This window comes from Steroidobacteraceae bacterium (assembly GCA_041395505.1).
GTDB lineage: Bacteria > Pseudomonadota > Gammaproteobacteria > Steroidobacterales > Steroidobacteraceae > JAWLAG01.
Map to the genome: position 1 here is coordinate 2347147 of JAWLAG010000001.1, position 20044 is coordinate 2367190.

Annotated in this window: 20 protein-coding genes; 7 read left to right on the forward strand and 13 right to left on the reverse strand. The window is 62.5% G+C overall.

Annotated elements, in window-relative coordinates; genetic code table 11:
• Positions 1–200 precede the first annotated feature (200 nt).
• The 4 genes from R3E77_10985 to R3E77_11000 all read right to left on the reverse strand — a co-directional run bounded on the left by R3E77_10985 (position 201) and on the right by R3E77_11000 (position 4470).
• Complete coding sequence (locus R3E77_10985) at positions 201–1079, reverse strand: SDR family oxidoreductase (protein MEZ5499936.1); 879 nt, start codon at positions 1077–1079, stop codon at positions 201–203.
• Positions 1080–1167: 88 nt separating this feature from the next.
• Entirely contained in the window at positions 1168–2049 is an 882-nt protein-coding gene (locus R3E77_10990) for a CoA ester lyase (protein MEZ5499937.1), read from the reverse strand.
• The gene (locus tag R3E77_10995) at positions 2046–2504 is read right to left on the reverse strand and encodes a MaoC family dehydratase (GenBank protein ID MEZ5499938.1); all 459 of its coding nucleotides are present in this window, start codon (positions 2502–2504) and stop codon (positions 2046–2048) included. The genes R3E77_10990 and R3E77_10995 overlap by 4 nt, the downstream gene beginning before the upstream one ends.
• 34 nt (positions 2505–2538) lie before the next feature.
• Positions 2539–4470, reverse strand: a complete 1932-nt coding sequence (locus R3E77_11000) for a PQQ-binding-like beta-propeller repeat protein (protein MEZ5499939.1) — start codon at positions 4468–4470, stop codon at positions 2539–2541.
• Between the two features lie 157 nt (positions 4471–4627).
• On the opposite strand from R3E77_11000, the gene R3E77_11005 reads away from it, so the two are divergent.
• Positions 4628–5650: an LLM class F420-dependent oxidoreductase gene (locus R3E77_11005; protein MEZ5499940.1), complete on the forward strand. Its 1023-nt coding sequence runs from the start codon at positions 4628–4630 to the stop codon at positions 5648–5650.
• On the opposite strand, the gene thpR is transcribed toward R3E77_11005, so the two are convergent.
• Together thpR and R3E77_11015 are read right to left on the reverse strand one after the other, a co-directional pair.
• A complete protein-coding gene (gene thpR / locus R3E77_11010) occupies positions 5647–6237 on the reverse strand; it encodes an RNA 2',3'-cyclic phosphodiesterase (GenBank protein MEZ5499941.1) in 591 nt (196 codons plus the stop codon). The genes R3E77_11005 and thpR overlap by 4 nt on opposite strands.
• Positions 6230–6769, reverse strand: a complete 540-nt coding sequence (locus R3E77_11015; GenBank protein MEZ5499942.1) for a nuclear transport factor 2 family protein — start codon at positions 6767–6769, stop codon at positions 6230–6232. Before R3E77_11015 ends, thpR begins: the two co-directional genes overlap by 8 nt.
• A gap of 56 nt (positions 6770–6825) precedes the next feature.
• On the opposite strand from R3E77_11015, the gene R3E77_11020 reads away from it, so the two are divergent.
• Positions 6826–8046, forward strand: coding sequence for an MFS transporter (locus tag R3E77_11020; GenBank protein ID MEZ5499943.1), 1221 nt, complete (start codon positions 6826–6828; stop codon positions 8044–8046).
• A gap of 37 nt (positions 8047–8083) precedes the next feature.
• Here R3E77_11020 and R3E77_11025 read toward each other — a convergent pair whose 3' ends face one another.
• The 3 genes from R3E77_11025 to R3E77_11035 are packed head-to-tail and all read right to left on the reverse strand — an operon-like array spanning position 8084 to position 10482.
• Positions 8084–9256, reverse strand: a complete 1173-nt coding sequence (locus tag R3E77_11025) for an alpha-hydroxy acid oxidase (GenBank protein ID MEZ5499944.1) — start codon at positions 9254–9256, stop codon at positions 8084–8086.
• Between the two features lie 34 nt (positions 9257–9290).
• On the reverse strand, positions 9291–9884 hold the full coding sequence (locus R3E77_11030) for a hypothetical protein (GenBank protein ID MEZ5499945.1): 594 nt from the start codon (positions 9882–9884) through the stop codon (positions 9291–9293).
• A complete protein-coding gene (locus tag R3E77_11035) occupies positions 9868–10482 on the reverse strand; it encodes a HupE/UreJ family protein (GenBank protein MEZ5499946.1) in 615 nt (204 codons plus the stop codon). Before R3E77_11035 ends, R3E77_11030 begins: the two co-directional genes overlap by 17 nt.
• 35 nt (positions 10483–10517) lie before the next feature.
• On the opposite strand from R3E77_11035, the gene R3E77_11040 reads away from it, so the two are divergent.
• Positions 10518–11138, forward strand: coding sequence for a hypothetical protein (locus R3E77_11040; GenBank protein ID MEZ5499947.1), 621 nt, complete (start codon positions 10518–10520; stop codon positions 11136–11138).
• Positions 11139–11170: 32 nt separating this feature from the next.
• Here the strand turns inward: R3E77_11040 and R3E77_11045 are convergent, their stop codons facing one another.
• From R3E77_11045 to R3E77_11060, 4 genes are all read right to left on the reverse strand, one after another.
• Complete coding sequence (locus R3E77_11045; protein ID MEZ5499948.1) at positions 11171–11731, reverse strand: glycine zipper 2TM domain-containing protein; 561 nt, start codon at positions 11729–11731, stop codon at positions 11171–11173.
• A gap of 103 nt (positions 11732–11834) precedes the next feature.
• The gene (locus R3E77_11050; protein ID MEZ5499949.1) at positions 11835–12551 is read right to left on the reverse strand and encodes a phosphatase PAP2 family protein; all 717 of its coding nucleotides are present in this window, start codon (positions 12549–12551) and stop codon (positions 11835–11837) included.
• Positions 12552–12560: 9 nt separating this feature from the next.
• Positions 12561–14189, reverse strand: a complete 1629-nt coding sequence (locus R3E77_11055) for a phosphoethanolamine--lipid A transferase (GenBank protein MEZ5499950.1) — start codon at positions 14187–14189, stop codon at positions 12561–12563.
• Positions 14170–16407: a multiheme c-type cytochrome gene (locus R3E77_11060; GenBank protein MEZ5499951.1), complete on the reverse strand. Its 2238-nt coding sequence runs from the start codon at positions 16405–16407 to the stop codon at positions 14170–14172. The genes R3E77_11055 and R3E77_11060 overlap by 20 nt, the downstream gene beginning before the upstream one ends.
• 61 nt (positions 16408–16468) lie before the next feature.
• Between R3E77_11060 and R3E77_11065 the strand changes: the two genes are divergently transcribed.
• The 4 genes from R3E77_11065 to R3E77_11080 are packed head-to-tail and all read left to right on the forward strand — an operon-like array spanning position 16469 to position 20042.
• The gene (locus R3E77_11065) at positions 16469–17002 is read left to right on the forward strand and encodes a VOC family protein (protein ID MEZ5499952.1); all 534 of its coding nucleotides are present in this window, start codon (positions 16469–16471) and stop codon (positions 17000–17002) included.
• 4 nt (positions 17003–17006) lie between these two features.
• Positions 17007–17957: a class I SAM-dependent methyltransferase gene (locus tag R3E77_11070; GenBank protein ID MEZ5499953.1), complete on the forward strand. Its 951-nt coding sequence runs from the start codon at positions 17007–17009 to the stop codon at positions 17955–17957.
• A complete protein-coding gene (locus tag R3E77_11075; protein ID MEZ5499954.1) occupies positions 17954–18889 on the forward strand; it encodes a glycosyltransferase family 2 protein in 936 nt (311 codons plus the stop codon). The genes R3E77_11070 and R3E77_11075 overlap by 4 nt, the downstream gene beginning before the upstream one ends.
• Complete coding sequence (locus R3E77_11080; protein ID MEZ5499955.1) at positions 18876–20042, forward strand: glycosyltransferase family 1 protein; 1167 nt, start codon at positions 18876–18878, stop codon at positions 20040–20042. The genes R3E77_11075 and R3E77_11080 overlap by 14 nt, the downstream gene beginning before the upstream one ends.
• Positions 20043–20044 lie beyond the last annotated feature (2 nt).

A 20044-nucleotide genomic window follows, 5' to 3' on the forward strand; every position in this document is an offset into this window, starting at 1 on the left:
TGAGTTTATTTGATCAAGTAGTTATTAATATTTTCTTAAGTAATTTCCGACTTTGACCAAAAATCATGAACCGAGTCGCCCTGGCCGGTTCTCCTGACAGACACTGCCAAATCAAACCTGCGGACGCAATTACGCCGGGCACCCTCGCCCCGCCGCTTCGCTGCGGAACAAGTCTCAACTTGCCATGCAAAGACGCCCGCTCAATCGCCAGGCATTTTCGCTAGCTGATCGCGCCAATCTGACCTGCCACGTGGTTCGGACGTTTGGGTCACGATGAACGCGCGGTTTCGGGCGCGCGGCTCGACCGCGCTCACAATCGCCACCTCTGCAAGGTCGGCTCGAGCAATGGTTCCAGGCGGCGGTGGTGCATCGGGAGGAGGCAGCGATTCGGCCGTTCGCATGACCAGTTCCTCGGCCTTTGCCTTGTAGGTGGACGACGCCGCGAGCCTGATCTTCCACGCACCTGCAGGCCGCGCCAGGATACCGGTTGGTCGCAGCGTGACGTATTCAATGCCCGACGCGGCCAGAATCTTCTCTGCCTCGCGCTTGTCGCCGAAGGCCTTCAGAAACGGCGGCGGCATGTTGGGCGGTGGCGAATAGACGCTCATACCTGTGATGAACACGATGCGCTTCACGCCAGCACGTTTCGCTGCCCCGACCAGGTTGCGAGTCCCCTCGCGATCCACCGCTGCGGTGTCGTTGTCGCCCTGCAGTTGCGTCGTTGCAGCGGCATTGATCACCACCTGCACGCCCTTCAGCGCTGCATCGAGCGAGACCGGGTCACGCAAATCGGCGACCACCCAGTCGCGCTGCACACCCGGACCCGCCTTTTCCTTCGCTTTGGCCAGGTCCCGCACCATGGCTCGGGGTGTCGCGCCGGCCGCCTCCAGAGCCTCAACGATGGCACTGCCATTGCGGCCGGTCGAGCCCACGACCAGAATTCGGGTCCGCTTCAAGGCCCTGGCGATCTTCGGATCGCTCGCAATCGTAGTTGATTTGGCGGGGCGACTGACGTGAGCCGCCTGCCCGTCGGGGGCGGACAAGAAAGCACTGACCGCCGACATGACAAATATTGCCATGTTTCGCTTGATTGTTTTCGTCACAGAGCTTCTCCGGTTTCCCGCAGTTGCGTGAGCACGCCAGGTGAGTTTGAAACGCGAACCTACTTCATGACCCCGAGTGGGCCGCCCGCGCCAGCACTTTTTCGGCTTGCTTGAGATGTGGAATATCGACCATCTGTCCATCGAGCGTAAGAGCCGCGCTGCCGGGGTTGGCGGCAAACAGCGCCACGATCCGGCGTGCTTGTGCGAGCTCGGCGGCACTCGGCAGGAAGGCCTCGTTGATGATCGCCACCTGATCCGGGTGAATTGCGAGCTTTCCGGAAAATCCATCGCGGCGTGCATCCGCACAGGATGAGCGCAACCCATCGGCGTTCCTGACATCGACGAATACCGTATCAAAGGCCGCTACACGCGCCGCGCCAGCGGCGAACAGGCAGAAGCTGCGTGCCAGCTGATAGGGCGTGGTCCAGCGCCCGTCAGGCTCCTTGTTGCCGCTGGCACCCAGCGCCGCGCTCAAATCCTCGGCACCCCAGGTGATGCCATAGAGGCGCGCGCGGCAGCTTGCGAAACTGCCGAGCGAGAACATGGCTTCCGCGGTTTCGGTCGCGATTGGAAGTATGCGGGTTGCGCCTCGCTCCATGCCGCGCTCGACTTCGAGTACATCAAGGTAGGCCCCGAGGCGCCTGATGTCGTTGGCATCGCGGGCTTTCGGCAGCATGATTCCGTCGAGTCCCGCGGCGATGACCGCGACCAGATCGAGCAATGCCTCGGGTGTTTCGAGCGGATTGATTCGCACCCACAGTGACGCGGCAAACTGTTGCGATTGTGCCGCGATGAATTCGCGTACGCGCTGGCGCGCGGCGGGTTTCTGGTCGGCGGCGACCGCGTCTTCGAGATCGAGGATGACGAGATCGGCCCCGGCGGCGGCAACCTTGGCGAGCTTGCGGTCGCTGTCTCCCGGGACGAACAGCAGTGAGCGTGCGCTCATGGCGTCGGCCGGCGCAACATCAGGGCCGTTCGTTTGCAGGTCGCGACCATGACATCGCGTTGGTTGTAGGCACGGTGCAGAAAAATGACGATGCCATTTTGCGGACGGGATGCGCTCGCGCGCAATTCGAGAACCTCGGTCTCGACACGCAAGGTGTCGCCATGAAAGACCGGCTTTGGAAACCGCACTTCGTCCCAGCCAAGGTTGGCAACTGTCGTACCGAGCGTCGTTTCGCCCACCGAGATTCCAACCATCAGGCCGAGTGTGAATGCGCTATTGACGATACGCTGACCGAATTCGGTTTCATTTCGGCAGTATTCCTCGTCCAGGTGCAGCAACGCAGGATTGTGCGTGAGCGCAGTGAAGAAAACGTTGTCCGCCTCGGTGACTGTCCGGCGTATGGGATGCCGAATGACCTGACCAGGCGAAAATTCCTCGAAATACAATCCAGGCACGAGTCATCCCCCCGGCATCGGCACAACCGGCCTGCTACTTGCCATCGACGGAAAACGCCGCCAGGACGTTGCCTGGAAGATGGAAGTAAAGCCCGTAGCCAGAATTGGTATAGAGCATGCCATCGAAAACCACCGGGCCGCCGCCGCCGATCGTGCCACCGCGTGCCTTGGCGCCCGACAGAGTCGTCATTTCGACGCTCGTGTCGAACTGCCATAGCACCCGGCCCGTTGTCGAATCATAGGCGCGGACTCGACCATCCATGTGACCAGCGAAGATCACGCCCGGCATCGCAGAAATCGACGCGAGGATGCCGGGATCGCAGAATTGGCGTTCACCGCAGACGTTGTCCGCCGGTGAGGACCAAAGCACCTCGCCATTCTCGGGATTCAACGCATAAAGCCCGGGTCGCGGCGGACCTGCCGCGGCATCCCGCGCCGCGGATGAAGCGTCCATCGCATTCGCCATGTCGGCGATTGGCACATAGATGCGTTTGCCATCGTAAGCCATGCCAAACTGGATGCCACCCTGGATCGAACCGCGGCCGACGCGCGTCGCCCAGATGCTGCGGTCGTGGCTCTGTGGATCGATGGCAACCGCCATGCCGCTCTTGAGTCCCACGATGATGCGGTCGCGGCCATTTGCCATGCGCGCCAGCATGGTTCCGGAGCCGATGTCGTAATCGGGGCCCGGATCCTCCGGGCATGAATCATTGCCGATCATGCAGCCGACGTTCCAGGCGTCGTCCTTGACGATCTGCCAGTGCCAGCGCACGGCGCCCGATTCGAGATCCATGGCCATGACGGAATTGCTGGTATCGGTCGTCGGCCGGGAATAGTTGTTGGCCGTACCAACGTACAGCAGACCGCGTTTGGCATCCAGGGTCGGCGTGTTCCAGATCGCCGCGCCGGAGGGAGCGAATACCTTCACACCCGAGGGCCGCTCGCCGACCTCCCTCGGCGCCTGTTCGATGGAATAGGTCTTCCAGAGCTGATCGCCCGTCGCAGCGCGCAAGGCGAGCACGCTGCCCCGGAACGTGCAGCAGGGATAGGACGGATCGGCCGACGCTTCCTCCAGCGAGGATACCGGCACATAGAGCACGCCATTACGGTACACCGGTGAACCCGTGATCGTCGCATTTGGATGATCGTCGGCCTTGATTCTCCAGACTTCCTTGCCGGTCAACGCCTCGACCGCATAGACACGACCGATCAAGTCGCCAAAGAACGCGAGCGGCTTGCGACCTGGTTGACGCGGAATGACTACTGGGGTGCGCACTTCCGCACTGGACTTGAAAGTCCAGCGGACACAGCCGGTCTTCTGGTCGAGCGCGTAGACGGTACCGTCCTGGCTACCAACGTAGAGCGCGCCATAGGCGAAAGTCGGGCGGGAACGCGCACGCACGCTATCAGGGAAAGCGATTGCCCATTTGAGCTTCAGGCGGGACACATCCTTCGCCGCAAGTCCTGCGACCTCGGCAGGAATGAAATGGTTGTTGTCCGCCGTAAAGCCCCAACCTTCGATTCTTGCTGGACGGCGCAGATCGAATCGCGCCGCCGCACCCTGACAGGAAGGCAATGCAGCCGGCGCCGGGCCGCCGAAAGCGCGCCCCGCGAGATACTCCGCGACCTGGCGCATTTGCTCATCGTCAAGACCCGCAGCCTGGATCTTCATGATGCCCGCGGATAATGCGCCGTGTATCGCCTCGGGCGTCATGAGCTCGAGGAACGTTCGCGCAGGCGCCTTGGCAGCCTGTCCCTCGTGGCAGAAACTGCAGCGCTCGCGGTAGATGGCAGCCCCAGGCAGTGCATCCCGATCCACGCCCGCCTTGCCGGCATCCATGGAGGCGCGAAAAGCTGCCGCTTCCTGATCCTCCTTGGACTGCTGCGGCGGAGTGGCCGCCCACAACATGCCGAGACCGGCCGAGAGGAGAACGATTAGCGAGGCGCGCACCGCAATTGCAATCACTGTTTGTCTCCGGGTGTCATGGCCTTTGGCCTGGTCGACAATCACGGCCGTCAGGTTATCATTTGTGCCCAAGTCCGCCCAACACTACCGCACCGCCCTTCGCGACAGCTTGTCTTGCAAGACCTGAGCGCAGGCGCATCATTCGAGGTACTGCGTCGTGAAACTTGGTCTTCAGCTTGGCTATTGGGGCACCAGGCCCATCGATCGATTCATCGAGTTGGCGCAGCGGGCCGAAGCGCTTGGTTTCGACATGGTGTGCACCTCCGAGGCCTACGGTTCGGATGTGTTCACTCCGCTCGCGGCGATCGCCTCGCGAACGAGCCGCATCCGTCTCGGCACGTCGATCATGCAGATATCCGCGCGCACCCCGGCCTGCGCGGCGATGACTGCGATGACGCTCGATCATATTTCACAGGGTCGCCTTTGCCTCGGCATCGGGGTATCGGGCCCGCAGGTGGTGGAAGGCTGGTACGGGCAACGATTTCGCCGCCCTCTCGAGCGTACGCGCGAATGGCTCGCCGTATTCCGCCAAGTCATGGCGCGTGAGGCACCCGTTACTTTCGACGGCGCACAATATGCGCTGCCTTATCGCGGCGAGGATGCAAGCGGTCTCGGCAAGCCATTGATGCTGATCACCCACCCCTTGCGCAAGGACATCCCGGTGTTTCTGGGAGCCGAAGGGCCAAAAAACGTCGCGCTTGCGACCAGTGAATTCGACGGCTGGTTTCCTATCCTCATGCCACCGGAACGGTTCGACATGTTCGCGGAACAGCTTGCCGCGGCGCGTGCCGGATTCGAAATACTGGCCACCGTGAGCGCATCGCTCGCCGATGATCTTGCCAAGGCACTGGTTCCGGTCAAGCAGCACATTGCCTTGTACGTTGGCGGCATGGGCTCCCGGGAGGAGAATTTTCACAAACGCATGATCGAGCGCAGTGGCTACAGCGAGGCAGCACAGAAGATCCAGGACCTGTGGCTGACCGGCAAGAAGGCAGAGGCCGTCGCCGCCGTGCCCGACGAATTGGCCGACTCCCTGGCCCTGGTGGGTCCGGCCGATCATGTTCGCCAGAATCTCGCGCGCTGGAAGGCCTCGCCGGCCACGACCTTGCTCATCAACGCGCTGCCGCGCTTTGAGGACACCGTGCGCAACATGGAGTTTCTCGCTGGTGAAGTGCTTTAGGCCGGATCTCCCGCCGGTGCTCCCGGCTGCCACTGCCTGAGCACCACATAGGCGTGCATCGGGACGAATACGCTGCGCACGAGCGCGATCCTTGTCATGCCCCAGGTGACCGTCTGGAGCGGATCGAGCGCGTCGAGGTCCGCTGGCGACTCGCCTCGACCGACAGTGACATGCGCGCGAAAACGTTGCGGGTCAGCGGCTCGGCCAAACTGCGCCTGCAGTGGCGCCAACCGCTCGTGGAGCGCCTGGACATGCTCCTGATGCGAGGCCGTCGCGCAAAGTACCTTGCTGCGCGGCCAGTATTCCAGCCGATCGAGTCGCAGTTGCGCTGATGCCGCGCGGGCCGCAGGCCAGCCTTGCGACAGCAGACGCCCGGCCGCAGCCATCAGTTCCGCCATCAACTGGCACGGCAGACTCCCAAGAAACTGCAGCGTCAGGTGCAGCTTGTTCGGATCCTGCCAGCGGCCGCGCCATTGCGTCGCCTCAAGTGAACGCTTGGCCTCGGCGAGCAACGCATGTTGCTCCTTTGCATCTGGCCAGATGGCAAAAAACAGCCGCATCGCGCCATCGCCGGCACCATCAGTCACCGTGATAGGTCTTCCAGGTCGCGAGCGTCTCTGGCCAGTCGGCGGGTCGCTGATCACCATAGGCCCGCATTCGCAATCTGCTGCCCATCGCTTGTTCGTATTCGCGGCAGGGGACATAGTAGAAAAACGCCAGGTCCCTTTCGGCAAAATGCCACCGCTCATCGAGTCGTACGAGGCGGTCGTGGTAGCGGATGGCCGCGATCATCGCTACGCCCGTGCGAAACACCTCGGCATGAGAGCTCACAAGCGCAGACGCCTCATCCGGCGCATCGTCGGACAGGTCGATCGCGACATCATGTGTATAGTGAAATGTCGGACCGAGGACCGCAAAACGTCCCTTGAACATTTCGGCGATTGCGCCGCGACCGCGAGCATTCATGACACCGTCACGTGATTTCATGACGGCATCAGGCGCGAACAATGCCGTCAGTGCCGCGAGATCACGGTCGTCCACGACCTTGCAATAATCCGCAACCAGTCGGCGGATCGCATCCCGGTCCTCAATCCGGCGGATGCGCCCTGACAGATCCATATACGATACCCCCAGCAAAGTGTTGAATCCTGCACGACCCTGAACGAACCGAGCGCTTGAACACCCTGCCCACGAGCCCTGCCCGCCAGCGAATCGCCGAATCGCCGTCCACCCTGCCGTTCCTCGGCGCGCTTGCGGCGATGGGCGCTCTCACCATGGACATCTACATGCCGGCCATTCCGACAATGGCGGCCGAACTCGGTGTCGCAATCGTCAAGGTCAACAATACCATCAGTTCGTTTCTCATAGGCTATGCGATTGGCCAGTTCTTCGGTGGCTTGCTGTCCGATCAGGTAGGTCGCAAGCGCATTGGACTCACGGGCCTTGGAATCTATGTCGCTGCGTGCCTGCTCGTGGTCGCCGCGCCGAATATCGAGGCGATCACCTGGTTGCGGGCGATTCAGGCTCTCGGCGTCGGCTTTTCCTCGGTCGCCTGTCTGGCGCTCGTGCGCGACATCTATGATCCTGCCGTACTGGGCCGCCGTCTTGCCACTGTCACGGTGATCATGTTGGCGGCGCCACTCCTGGCTCCTGCCGCGGGCACGCTGCTGATGAGCATTGGCTGGCGAAGCATATTCGTCGCCAAGGCAATCTACGGGACCGTCATGGGGTTGTGGTGGGCGCTCGCATTCCCCGAAACCCATGCCGGTCGCTGGCGCAATCTGAACCTGCTTACCATCTTTCGCCAATGCGTCGCCGTTCTCAGTCGACAGGTTGACGGACGCCGGTTGCCATCGCGATTGGTCATGGCTCTCGGCTTTTCGGCAAGCGTGATGATGGTCTATCTGACCAACTCTGCGTTCCTTTACATGCAGACCCTGGGCCTGGGTCCGAAGTCGTTTGCGATGGTCTTTGCATTTGGCGTAACCGGATTCATCGGCGGCGCACTCATCGCGCGGCGCTTCCTGACGCTACAGAGTGCGGCACGACTCATGCGACACGCACTTGCCTGCCAGCTGGTGGTCGCAACGCTACTGCTTGTGCTCGTGATTGGCGGCCGCGCGATGGTGTGGAACGTACTGCCGTGCATCTTCCTGTTGCTCGCAATGCAGGGCATCATCAGCCCGTCCGGCTCCGCCCAGTATTTGCAGCACTTTTCAAAGCTCGCCGGGAGCGCGGCGGCCGTGCAAATGACTGCCGTCTATTCGGCTGGCGGTCTATTCGGATGGGTGAGCGGCCTGCTGTACGACGGCAGCCTCGTACCCATGACCGCCGTGATGCTGATCTGCTCGGTGATGGCCAATGCGATTGCGCGCCCGGCGCTGCGCCAGCCATAGCCCAGTGCTTGCGGCGCTCTCGCGATTGCGGCCCGACTCAGCGCCGCAGGCGCAGCACATGCTCGGGCTTGAGATCAGCGATCGAGGCGCATCCAAGGAGCGCGAGGTCGCGCGCGAGTTCTGACTTCAGCAGCTCCAGCGCGCGCAGTACGCCGAGATGGCCGCCAGCTGCCAATCCGTACAGATAGGCTCGGCCAATTGAACAGGCATCGGCCCCCAGCGCCAGGGCCTTGAGGATATGCGTTCCGCGGCGTATGCCGCCGTCGACGATGAGTTCAAGCCGATCGCCCACGGCATCGCGAATCGGCGCAACGCAGTCGACGGGCGCCGGCGCCGACTCGAGCTGCCTGCCGCCATGATTGGAAATCATGATCGCGCTCGCGCCAACATCTGCGGCGCGCAGCGCATCCGCGGGCGACTGGACGCCCTTGATGATGAAGGGTCCCTGCCACTGCTCGATCAGCCATGCGACATCATCCCAGTCTACGCTGCGATCGAACTGGCCGTTGACATAGTCGATCAGGGACATCGAAGTCGCTGCAAGCGCATCGACACGATGCGCCACGTTGGCCAGCCGGAAATCCGGGTGGCGCAGCAGGTTCCAGGTCCAGGAGAAGTGCGTAGCGAAACTCGCCAGGCTGCGCCATGTGAACCGGGGCGGCATCTGCATGCCAGTCACATGGTCGCGCTCACGATTCCCTGCGAGCGGCGTATCGACGGTCAATGCGAGCGCGTGGCAGCCGCTCGCTTTGCAGCGCACGACGAACTCCCGGGTCAGTTCTCGATCCTTCAGAATGTAGATCTGGAAAATCCACGCCTGGTTTCCCATCGCACCGATCGATTCGATCGACGTCGTGCCTATCGTGGACAGCGAGTAATAGGTACCGAAAGCCTGCGCAGCTCTCGCCACCGCGGTCTCGGCCTCATGATGAAAAAGGCGCGACATGCCGGTCGGCGAGAGGAAAAACGGCAATTCAATCCGCCGTCCAAGCAGTTGCGTTCCGAGGTCGATGGCCGAGACATCCCGCAACTGCGTTGGCAGGAGCTGGTAGTCGTCGAACGCGGCCGTATTCCTGCGTAGTGTCCATTCATCGTCCGCGCCGCCGTCGATGTAATGGAACATTGCAAGTGGCAACCGACGCTGCGCAAGGGATCGCAGGTCAGAAATTCGATAGCAACGCTCGAGACTGGCGGGTCGATGAGTCAGCATGGACGCAATTTACCCCGAACCAAGGTCTGTTGCTCTAGCGCGGATCCATGAAACCGGACAACGCGAGCGCCCAGAGCAGCAGGCCGAGGGCGGCCACCCATGCGCCGACGACATTGCCGGTGTAGCGCAAGCGCGCACCCACACGTGACACGAGTTCCATCGACCACGCGCTGGTCGCTGCAAATCCGACGGCAACACCCAGTGCAGGAACGACGCCGGCCACATCCAGTCGGCTTGCAATGCCAACGCAACCCCCGGCTATGAGCGCAAGCACCATGAGGAGCGCCCGGCCGGGTGCGGTGCCCAGCACACACAGCAACCCGAGCGCCGTCAGTACCGCAGCGAGCCATTGCAGCGACAACTGCAGGCCGGACCATCCGGCAATGAGCGCGGCGACTCCGGCAACGACCAGCGCAAGCACGACCACGTCGTCCTTCGATCGCGCAATCAGTGCACCGAACCCGATCGCGGTTGCGATGGCAATCGCACTCGTAAAGAAATGCACGACGCCGCCCCACAGATTGCCTGCGCCGCTGCCCATGGCATGCGCTTGGGCCAGGGGCGTGTACGCGAAGGCTGCGCCGAGCAACGCAGTGCCTGCGGCACGACTGTCAGGCCGGCGAGACACGGCTGAGCAGTATCCAGATGCCGAGCGCGGCGATCAGAACACCAGCGCCGCGCAGCAATGGCGCTCCGAAGGACAATCGGCGAACCAACCCGAGCGCAATTCCGCAAAGATGCAGCCCACCGGTTGCCAACACGAAACCCGCCGCATAGGCCGCGGGATCAGCCGCGTCGGGCAACTCCTTGCCATGTGCGAACCCGTGAAAGACTGCGAAGAACGCCACGATGGCCACCGCAAGTGCCACAGGCGCTCGCCATGCCCCTGCAATGGCGGCGCCTAGCGCGACGACCGACAGGGCCACGCCGGCCTCGATCAGGGGCAGATCAATGCCTGCAATACCGAGGATGGCGCCAACCACCATCATCAAGGGAAAGGTCACGGGTAGTAGATATATGAGAGGCGCGCCAAGGAAGGCGCCCCAGATCCCGACCGCCACCATGGCGAGCAGGTGATCGACCCCAGCGAGCGGATGCATGAAGCCGGACAGGAATCCCCCGGCTGCCGCGACGCCCTGGTGGGCAAGTGCGACCCCAGGTACCGCCGCCATGGCAACCGCGCAGAGGACTCGCCGCCATCCGGATATAGGCACGCGCAGGAACATTAGGCAAAATTCTGGCAATTCAGCAACGGATCACCATGCTAACGCTATTTGGTCTCGCCTTCCTGATCGGCATGCGCCATGCGCTCGATCCGGATCATATCGCAGCGGTGTCGAATCTTGCGTTGCAGGACGCGAGTGCCGGCCGGCTATTGCACCATGGAGCGGCCTGGGGCATGGGACACGGGGGCATGCTGATTGTCTTCGGCATTGCCGTAACCTTGCTGGGCGGGCAACTTCCACCTGGCATCGATTCCCTGTTGCAATTGGCTATGGCCGCAGTGCTGCTTGGGCTTGGCATCAGCACGCTGCGCCGGGCGTGGCGCGCGCGCAATGGGTCGCGGGGCGCAAATCCTGGCGGATCAAGGACTATGCACAACTCCTTCCTCGTCGGTCTTGCCCAGGGCCTGGCTGGAACCGCGACCCTGACGCTCATGGCGACCCTCCCTCACGCGCACGAGCGCTCGCCATTGCTGTTCCTCGCGGTCTTCGCACTCGGCTCGTTGATCGGCATGCTGGGGCTGCTGGCAGTGGCGACCCTGCCACTCGCGGGGCGGCTCAAATCCGCATTCGCGCCGCGAAGTCCGCTACATTGGATTATCGGCCTGGCGACGGCCGCCATCGGCTGCAACGCGGCGGCGAGTCAGCTGTTGCACTGAATTCGCCTCGCACGGGGCCGCCGACGGCGATTTCAATCATCACGCAAACGCCAGGCCCCGGGCCCGGCTCGGCATGCGACTCCGCGCTGGCGCGTCTTCTGCCCGGCGCGCTGTACGATCAGAACGTAGCTTCGGCAATTGCTGTCGCGCCGGCGCGAAACGGGGCCGGCGGAGAGCAGATAGGTCGTGTCCGTGATTGCATTGCGCCAGGCGACCTGTCGGCCAGCACCGGCCAGCTCGAAGCTGTGCCCCATGCAGGCGCGGTCGCCCTCATCCATCTCCCGCCCGATCTTGGCGCCAACCAGCGCGCCGACGGCGGCGCCGATCACGGTGCCAACGACGCGGTTGTCCGGATCCGCAACCCGGTTGCCGATCACGCCGCCCGCGACGCCACCGAGTACCGCGCCAATCGCCTCGCGATCGCAACGACCATTTCGTACCGCAAAATCGCGGTCATATTCCTGCCCAGAGTAACCGCGATACTTCTTGCGATAACCGTGCGCTGGCGCCCATTCCGGGGGATCGGCCAGCGACTGGCCAATCCAGGCGGATGTCATCAGCACGCACAGAAGAACGGCAGCACGACGTAACATGGTCTGACCCTCGCAGGACGCGTCACAGCGAGGAAAATCCTGCGCCCGCCAGCCGCATCAAAGAAGGACGCAGGTCACAGTCGGCGCATGAACGCCCCTTCCGCTACGACTCTTCATTAACCAGTGCGTGTTGCGGCCGACGGTGACGGGGCATCCGGTAGCGTAGGCTCGTCAGGCCGTACAGCAGTGTCCACACCAACATCGCACTGGTCAGGTCGTGCGACATGAAGTGCGCACCGCGTGCCTGCTGGCCGAAAGCAAAAATCGCCCCAAGCAACAGCGCCGCTACCAGGATCTGCCGACTGTATTTCGAGCGGTTCTGCCGGGCGATGAAATAGAACACGAACAATGCGAACGCCGAACCCGAATGTGCGCCCGGAAAGCACTTCGCGCGAGGCAGGCTCCCGGGACGCGTCTCGAAAAGCCCGACAAACGGCCGTTCACCTCCGAACAGCTGCAGATCCCAGGGGCAATCCATGTTGCTGGTCGCTTTAATGACACCGATCAGCGCGACCGCCGCGGCGATGCCAAAGAACGCGAATGCCGCGTCGCGCCGGCAATCCCGCAAGCGCGCAATGCGATAACCCGACAGCCACACGATCAGGGTTGCGGCCGCGATCAGTTTGACCATCCAGGCGCCGCCGGTATGAATGAGGTCGCGGGCCCACCACTCACCGGTTCCCGTACCCAGCCAGTGTTGCAGCCTGGCATCGTAGAACAGGTGCTCGGCGATCCGAAAATCCCAGTGCCCCAGCGTGAGCGCGAGGAATACCGGCAGATACACCGACCACGGCAACCACAGATGCGTGAATCGATTCAAAGACACAGTCTAGGGGTCCGCTGAATTGCGGCAGCTCGCCAATACATCGAGCGATCGGTCGTACGCCGTCGTGGTGACATCGAGGATGCCGAGCACCGAGTGGAAGAGATTGTCGTGAGCCGCGGGCTGCTGCGCGCGCTGACGCAGGCAATTCTCGTCGAGCCGCGTGAGCTGCATGAATCCGCTCGTGGCCCAAAACACCATGGGCACCTGCAATTGCACGTCCGGCGCTATCGCGTAGGGCATACCGTGCAGATAGAGCCCCGACTCGCCCAGCGACTCGCCATGGTCTGAAACGAACAGCATCGCACTGTCGATTCGCGACTGTTGCGCCGCAAGCAGGTCGATGATGCTGGCGAGCACGGCATCGGTGTAGCGCAACGCATTGTCATATGAATTGACAACCTGCTCGCGCGTGCATCGGCGCAATTCAGCAGTATCGCAGGTCGGTGTGAAAACGCGGTAGGCGCGTGGATAGCGCTGATAGTAGGCCGGGCCGTGCTGACCCAACATATGCAGCACAATGGCGACTCGTGCCGACGGTTCGTGCAGAATATCAGCGAGCGCACCGGCCAGCACGCCGTCATTGCAGCCGTCGGCACTGCACAGTTGCGGATTGTCCTTTGCCCGCAGTGTTCTCGAGTCGATCGCCGGATTGGCGCACACACCCTTGCAACCGGACTGGTTGTCGCGCCAGAAAACACGGTACCCGGCGCGCACCAGCACATCGAGCAGCCCTTCGCTGGTGCGGATCCTGTCCTCGTCGTAATCGCGCCGGTCAACCGCCGAGAACATGCACGGCAAGGAAACTTCCGTCGACGTTCCGCAGGCTGTTACGTCACGGAAGGCGACCACGTTGCGCGCAAGTAATTGCGGGTTGGTATCGCGGGAATAGCCGAGCAGGGAGAAGTTCGCGGCTCGCGCAGTCTCTCCGACTACGATCACCAGTACTCTGGGTCGCTCAAGTTCGCTGCCAACGAAGCGCGCGTCGGCAGCGACGATTGATCTCGGACCATCCGGCTTCCCCGCAGGGCCCCAAAGGTTGTGCAACGTGCCGTAAATGATGTTCGCTGGTGTAACCCGGTAGCGCAGGCCGCGCTCGTTTCGCATCAAGGAACTGAAATCCCGATAGACGCTGAAAACGCAAGCCGCAGCCAACACCAGCGCGATCAACATGCTGAGCAGTCGCCAGGCCAGCGCGCGTCCCCAGGGTAGCGACCGGAAACGTACCCACCAGATGAAGAACAGTGGCGGCACGGCCGGCAGGACGATCGAGAGAACGGACTGGCGGCTGATGAACTCCGACGCTTCGCGCGCATCCGTCGCGAGGACGTTCTGCATCATCGTAGGGTCTATCACGACGCCATAGGTGCGCATGTAGTAGTTGATAGCCATAGCGGCGATCACGGCGATGCTCAGCACGACTCGTCCGAACCAGCCAATGGCGACAAGTCCAAAGAGAACATAATGGACCGCGGACAGCGCGATCCCGAGCGCAAGCGCAAACCACCAGTTGCCGACTTCGGCAAAGCTGCGGCCCGCGAGCACGCCCGTCCACCAGGTCTGGTTGGCGAACAGCACCAGGTAGCCCGCGATCAGCAATACCAGTGATTCGGATCTAACGACGGGACGATTCAATGCCTTGCTTCCATGAGTTCAACGTATCTTGCAGAAGTTGCTCGCCGGGGCGCAATCGCAACGCGCGCCCGAGCACCTGCAATGCTTTTGCGCCCTGCCCCGAGTCGTGCAGTGCAACAGCATACACATAGCTGAAGCGGACATTCGTCGGCTCACGCCGGCTGGCCTCAGCCAGGTAGGGCAAGGACTCAGCCACGCGTCCCTGTCTCACCAGCGACAACGCCAAAGCGTGATGCACTGCGCCGGTCCCGCCGGCAAACGGCAAGGCATCGCGCAGCACGCGTTCCGCATCGCTCTCCCGGTCCTGCATCCGCCGCGCCTCTGCCAGGTTGACAGCGGCGGCAACGAACTCGCGATCGATCTGCAATGCTTCGGCAAACGTTGTTGCCGCCCCTTCCAGGTCGCCGCGCCACAGCAGCGCATTGCCCAGATTGACCAAGCCCTCGGGCCGGTCGGAGTTGAAGCGTTGTGCCGCAAGATAATCGTCGAGCGCCGCATCGAAGCCGGGCAGCCGCGCAAGATCGCCAAATGACGTTCCGTCGGCGATGGCGGCACCAACCGCCTCCACACGCACACTGCGAACCCGGTCGCCAAGCAGCATCGGCCAGGCCTCGGGGTATGTTGATGCAAAGACTGCGGCCGTGCGTCGCAACAGTGGGTTCGGATCGGCCGCAAGACGCAGGGTCTGCTCTCGCGGCGGTCTTGCTCCAAGATTCGCCAGCCGCTCGAGGGCACTCGCACGAACAAGCGCCGATGTTTTGCCGTCGGCGACGATGGCAGGCAGGGATTTCACTGCATCCCTGTCGCCGGCATCTGCAGCCGCAAAGGCTTCTGCAAAATACTGCTGGCCGGCTTTGGGCGGGCCGAAGCGCTCGCGCAGACGCGCGGCGGCCCACTTCGCGCCGCGACGCGCGTGGCAGCCGTCGCAGGCATTCGGCGCGCTGAAGGATAGCGTGCGGTCCGGCCGTGGTATGCGAAACGAGTGATCGTGCCTGCCATCGATCTGCATATAGATCCGCGTCGGTGCATGGCAAGCAACACATCGCGCACCGGCCGAGGCTGGGTCATGAAGATGATGGTCCCGACTCGCGTAGCGAGGCAATTCATGACATTGCCCGCATAACGCATCACCCTCTGCACGGATCCTGCCGGTGTGAGGATTGTGACAATCACTGCAGGTCACGCCGGCCGCATACATGCGGCTTTGCACGAATGAGCCATAGTTGTAGACCTCATCGCGCATCTGTCCGTCCGCGAAAAAAAGCCCCGGCTCAATGAGCGCGGTCCGGTAGCCCTGTTCGAGCTCACCCGCGGAGCCCGCGCTGTCTGTCAACTGACTTCGCCTGGAATGGCAGCGGGCGCAGACTTCGATCTCCCTGTCGCTGATTCGCGGGCGGCTGCGAACGGGCTGTCGTGTAAGGCGGTCCGTTGTCCAGACCACATCCCTGCGCTCATCGAGCCGCGCCAGATGATCACCTGCAGGGTGACCGTCAACCTGCAGGCCTGCTTGCCGATATCGCTCGCCATGTAACGACCCCGCTCCGTGGCAGGCTTCGCACCCGACACCAACCTCGGCCCAGGTCGATGCATAGCGGTTGGTCGTGGGATCGAAATTCTTGCGAAATCCCGTTACGTGGCAGTCGACGCACATGAGATTGGCGCTCTGGAGATAGCCACTCCAATGCAAGGCGTCACCGGGTTGCAATGTCATCCCAGGATAGAGAGAGAACCAGCGATTGCCACCGTATTCGGCCTGGCGTGTATCCCAGGCGATCGTCAGTGCCTGCAAACGCCCACCCACCCCTTCGAGGAGATATTGCTGCAAGGGTGCCACGCCGAAGGCATAACGCACCGTGTGCCGGCTCGGTGGTTGGTCGCGGACCTGCTCCTCGACCAGATAATCAGCCCCCTCCCTGAAGAAACGATAGTGCAAACCGTCAACGCGAATTCTGCGACCATCGAACGCACCGAGGATGGACGTCTCGCCGGCCGGCTGCATCGCTATCGCATGCTGCGAAGCCTTCCATTCGAGCGCAATTTCCGCGTGGCAGCCCGCGCAGGCCGCGCTGCCGATGTACTCAGGGTCCTGGGCTTCCCCACCGGCCGTCGCAACACCCACAGGTTGCGGCGCTGGTTGTTGCCCGTTGGTGCAGCCCGCGAGCAGGACGAGCACGGCGACACGCAACAACCACTGCCGCGCCGCGGCCGCACAGGTCACGGCCAATTCCGTACAATGTCGACTGATGGCGGGCGCATTGGTACCCCGGCGGGAGGACAAGATGAGCAAATTATTCGGTCCGATCTTCCAGGTTGCGTATGTCGTGCCGGAGCTTGAACCGGCCGTGGAGCATTGGACCAAAACTATGGGGGTGGGGCCATTCTTTCTTTTTCCGCTGCCGCTGGCGCTCGACTGGATGACCGTCTACGACCAGCCGACCGACCGGCGCGATATCCTGGCCCATGCGGCCCTCTCGTTCTCCGGCGAAACCATGGTAGAAATCATCGTGCCCGGGCCCGACCCGTCACCCTATGCGGACTTCCTGCGCCGTGGCCGCAGCGGAGTGCATCATGTCGGAACCTTCGCCACTGACTACGATGCGCAGATGGCGGCGGCGCGCGCTGCCGGCATCAAGGTCGCGGTCGAGGGTCAGCTGCCGATTTCGCGCTTTGCCTACCTCGAAACCGACGTCCTGTGGCCAGGCACCATGCTTGAGATCATCGACGCGAAACCCGAGATGCATGCACTGTTTGACGACATCAAGCGTGCCGCGCGCGAGTGGGATGGCGGCGACCCGATACGCAGCCTTGGTTGACTGAATGACGCAGCGAGATGGCGATACGTTCAAGCTTGTCGATGCCGACAGTTACAACAATGTCGTCGATCAGTTCGAGGAACTGACACGTCGCTATACCACGCATATCGCGCAACGCCTGCTCGAATTCGCGAACGCCCGAAACTCCGACGCCGTTCTTGATGTCGGCTGTGGCACGGGCGTGCTCAGCCTGTCCCTGGCAGGTCACTCCGACAGCCGACCCAATTCCGTGATCGGGCTGGATTTGTCGGCGCAGATGTTGCAGCTGGCAAGCGCTGCTGCAGCGGCATTACCGCAACCGCAGATTGTGCAGTTTCGTCAAGGCGATGCCGAGAATCTTCCGTTTGCCGATCGACAATTCGACTGCATCGTCTCGTTGTACGCGCTGCGGCACTTTCCCGACCCGCAGCGCGCGGTGCGCGAGATGATGCGGGTGGCGCGGCCCGGTGCGCTCGTGTGCATAGGTGTTGGCAGCGCGCCCTCGTTGCTCTCTGTTGCCGGCGCGCGTGCCGTTGCGCGCCGTATCGGCGACCGGTTTGCCGCCTTGCGTGGCCGCGCAGTCCTCTGCGCCACGGAGTCGCTTGATTCGTTCCTGAGAGCCCGCGGCGACAATCCGGCCGCTGACGGCCATGCCGGCTGGACCCAGGGGCGCAAGCATTATGCGGCGTCAGTGGCAACACTGTTACGCAGCGCCGGCATGGAGGCGATCACCCAGCGATGGTATGGTCACCAGGAGCAGATCACAGATCCGGAACACTTCTGGATGCTGCAGGCAACTCTGTCGAGCTTTGCGCGCAAGCACCTGAATGCAATGGCTACATCGCAGTACGAGCGGCTGCGGGACGAATATTGCCGTTACTGTCACGCCGTGATGCAAAGCGGCGGCGCGCTCGTTTATCGCAGCGGCGCGCTCGTGACACGCGCGCGCGTGCCCGGTGGCACCGCCAACCCTTGAGTACTGACTTGACCGGCACGATCGAGAATCGCCGATCCACGCTCTCGGTGGTCATTGCCACCTGCAATGCAGCCGCTGTGATAGGCAAATGCCTCGACGCCCTGCTGCTCCAGCAGTCGGCGAGCATGGAAATTGTCGTGGCGGACGCCTCGACGGACGATACCGCCGCGATCGTCGCACAGGATTATCCATCCGTTCGCCTGTTGCGCTGCCCGGTCGAGAACAACGTCGCGCAATTGCGGGGCCGGGGTATCGCCGCTTGCACGGGAGCAATTGTCGCAGTAATAGACCCGTACTGTATCGTCGCACCGGACTGGGTCGAAGCAGTGACAAGACGCCAGCTGCAAGGGCGCGGCGGAATTGTCGGCGGATACGTTGAACCCTGGCGCGGCGAGTCGATGACATTGTCGCAATGGGCCATCTACTTCAACGAATACGGACATTTCATGTTGCCCATGGTCGCCGGCGAATCATCGGTGATTCCCGGCAGTAATGTGTCCTACCCGCGTGACCTGCTGTTCGATGACGACAAACCCCGATTTGCGATTTTCTGGAAGACCTTCGTCAACTGGCAGGCGGCTGCGGCAGGGGTGACGCCCCAACTGGACCCGGAAATGGGTGTCTCGCTCAACAAGCCGATCGCGTTGCTGGATTTCCTGCTATCGCGGTTTTTCCACGGTCGCTGTTTCGCAGGGATGCGCGCCCGGGAGGAATCACTGTCGCTGCGAACCCTGCGTGCGATCGGCGCACCGCTGGTACCTCTGCTGCTGTTCTGGCGTCTGGTGAGCACGGTCGCCCCCAAGCGTCGCCATCGATGGCGATTCGCGTTCACTTGTCCGCTGCAGTTGGCATTCTTCACGATGTGGGGCATCGGTGAATTTGTCGGTTACATCAGCGGTTCGGGCAAGGCCTGCCAGCATGTCAGATTCTGAACCACACGGAAGCCTCGGCGTGCTTGGCATCAATGGCATCCGGTTGCTGCGTAACCGCGGCGGTGTCGCCCGCGCGATCGAGGCGCTGATCACGCAGTTCGCGCGAATGCCGCACGGATTCGCGGCGATTCGCGTGTACACACCCGAACCGTTGCCCTCTGATTTTGACCTGCCGGCCAATATTGCGCGGGTCGTGCTGCCGTCGCGGCTGCCGGCCGCAGGCTGGGAACAGTGGACGTTGCCGCGCGCGCACGGGTCGGGCGGTGTCCTGTTCTGCCCGAGCTACATCTCGCCTTGGGTCAAACGGGCACCAACCCTGCTGACTCACCATGGCTCCTACGAGGGCTATCGGGAGCAGCACGAGGTATTTCCGCTCATGGCGCGTCTGCGTTCGCGACTCGGCTATATGCTGAGTGCGCGAACTGCCGATGTCGTTACCACGGTCAGCGAGTACAGTCGCAATGATATGGCTCGCTTCTACGGTCTACCTGCTGATGCGATTCACGTCATTCCGGAAGGCGTGGACACGAAGTTGTTTCACCCAGTGGATGATCCGGCGATACTGGCCGCGACGCGACGACGACTTACGGGCGCGGATACGCCATATCTCCTCTACGTGGGAAAGCCCACTCGGCGACGCAACTTGCCAAACCTGCTGCGCGCTTTTGCAGAACTCAAGCGCATGCGAAACCTCCCGCACAAGCTGGTGCTGATCGGAACGGCGCTGCCGGGCACGTCATTTGCCGCTGACATCGCCGCGCTTGGCGTGCAGGATGCCGTCGTCGCCATCGCACACGCAGATCACCGCGAAATTGCTGAAGCCTATTGCGCATGCAGCGCGCTGGTCTATCCGTCAGCATATGAAGGTTTTGGCATGCCGGTGCTCGAGGCCATGGCCTGTGGAGCGCCAGTGATCGCTCTCGACAATACGGCATTCCCGGAGTTTGCTGGAGGTATCGCGCGTTTGCTGCCGGACGCGCATGTTGCGACCCTCGTCGAAGGGATCTCCGGACTGCTTCAGGACACCGACGCCAGGACCAGGATGCGCGCCGAGGGGCCGATTCGTGCCAAAGACTACGACTGGTCACTCATCGCAGCACGCTACATGCGGCTCCTCGAGGATCTGGCGCTGCACAGCGCTACACGAGACTGAGC

Excerpts from the sequence above, each read along its gene's own strand:
- R3E77_10985 (MEZ5499936.1), bottom strand. The coding sequence starts at position 1,079 with ATGGCAATATTTGTCATGTCGGCGGTCAGTGCTTTCTTGTCCGCCCCC.
- R3E77_10990 (MEZ5499937.1), bottom strand. The coding sequence starts at position 2,049 with ATGAGCGCACGCTCACTGCTGTTCGTCCCGGGAGACAGCGACCGCAAG.
- R3E77_11015 (MEZ5499942.1), bottom strand. The coding sequence starts at position 6,769 with ATGGATCTGTCAGGGCGCATCCGCCGGATTGAGGACCGGGATGCGATC.
- R3E77_11025 (MEZ5499944.1), bottom strand. The coding sequence starts at position 9,256 with ATGCTGACTCATCGACCCGCCAGTCTCGAGCGTTGCTATCGAATTTCT.
- R3E77_11035 (MEZ5499946.1), bottom strand. The coding sequence starts at position 10,482 with ATGTTCCTGCGCGTGCCTATATCCGGATGGCGGCGAGTCCTCTGCGCG.
- R3E77_11040 (MEZ5499947.1), top strand. The coding sequence starts at position 10,518 with ATGCTAACGCTATTTGGTCTCGCCTTCCTGATCGGCATGCGCCATGCG.
- R3E77_11045 (MEZ5499948.1), bottom strand. The coding sequence starts at position 11,731 with ATGTTACGTCGTGCTGCCGTTCTTCTGTGCGTGCTGATGACATCCGCC.
- R3E77_11065 (MEZ5499952.1), top strand. The coding sequence starts at position 16,469 with ATGAGCAAATTATTCGGTCCGATCTTCCAGGTTGCGTATGTCGTGCCG.
- R3E77_11070 (MEZ5499953.1), top strand. The coding sequence starts at position 17,007 with ATGACGCAGCGAGATGGCGATACGTTCAAGCTTGTCGATGCCGACAGT.
- R3E77_11080 (MEZ5499955.1), top strand. The coding sequence starts at position 18,876 with ATGTCAGATTCTGAACCACACGGAAGCCTCGGCGTGCTTGGCATCAAT.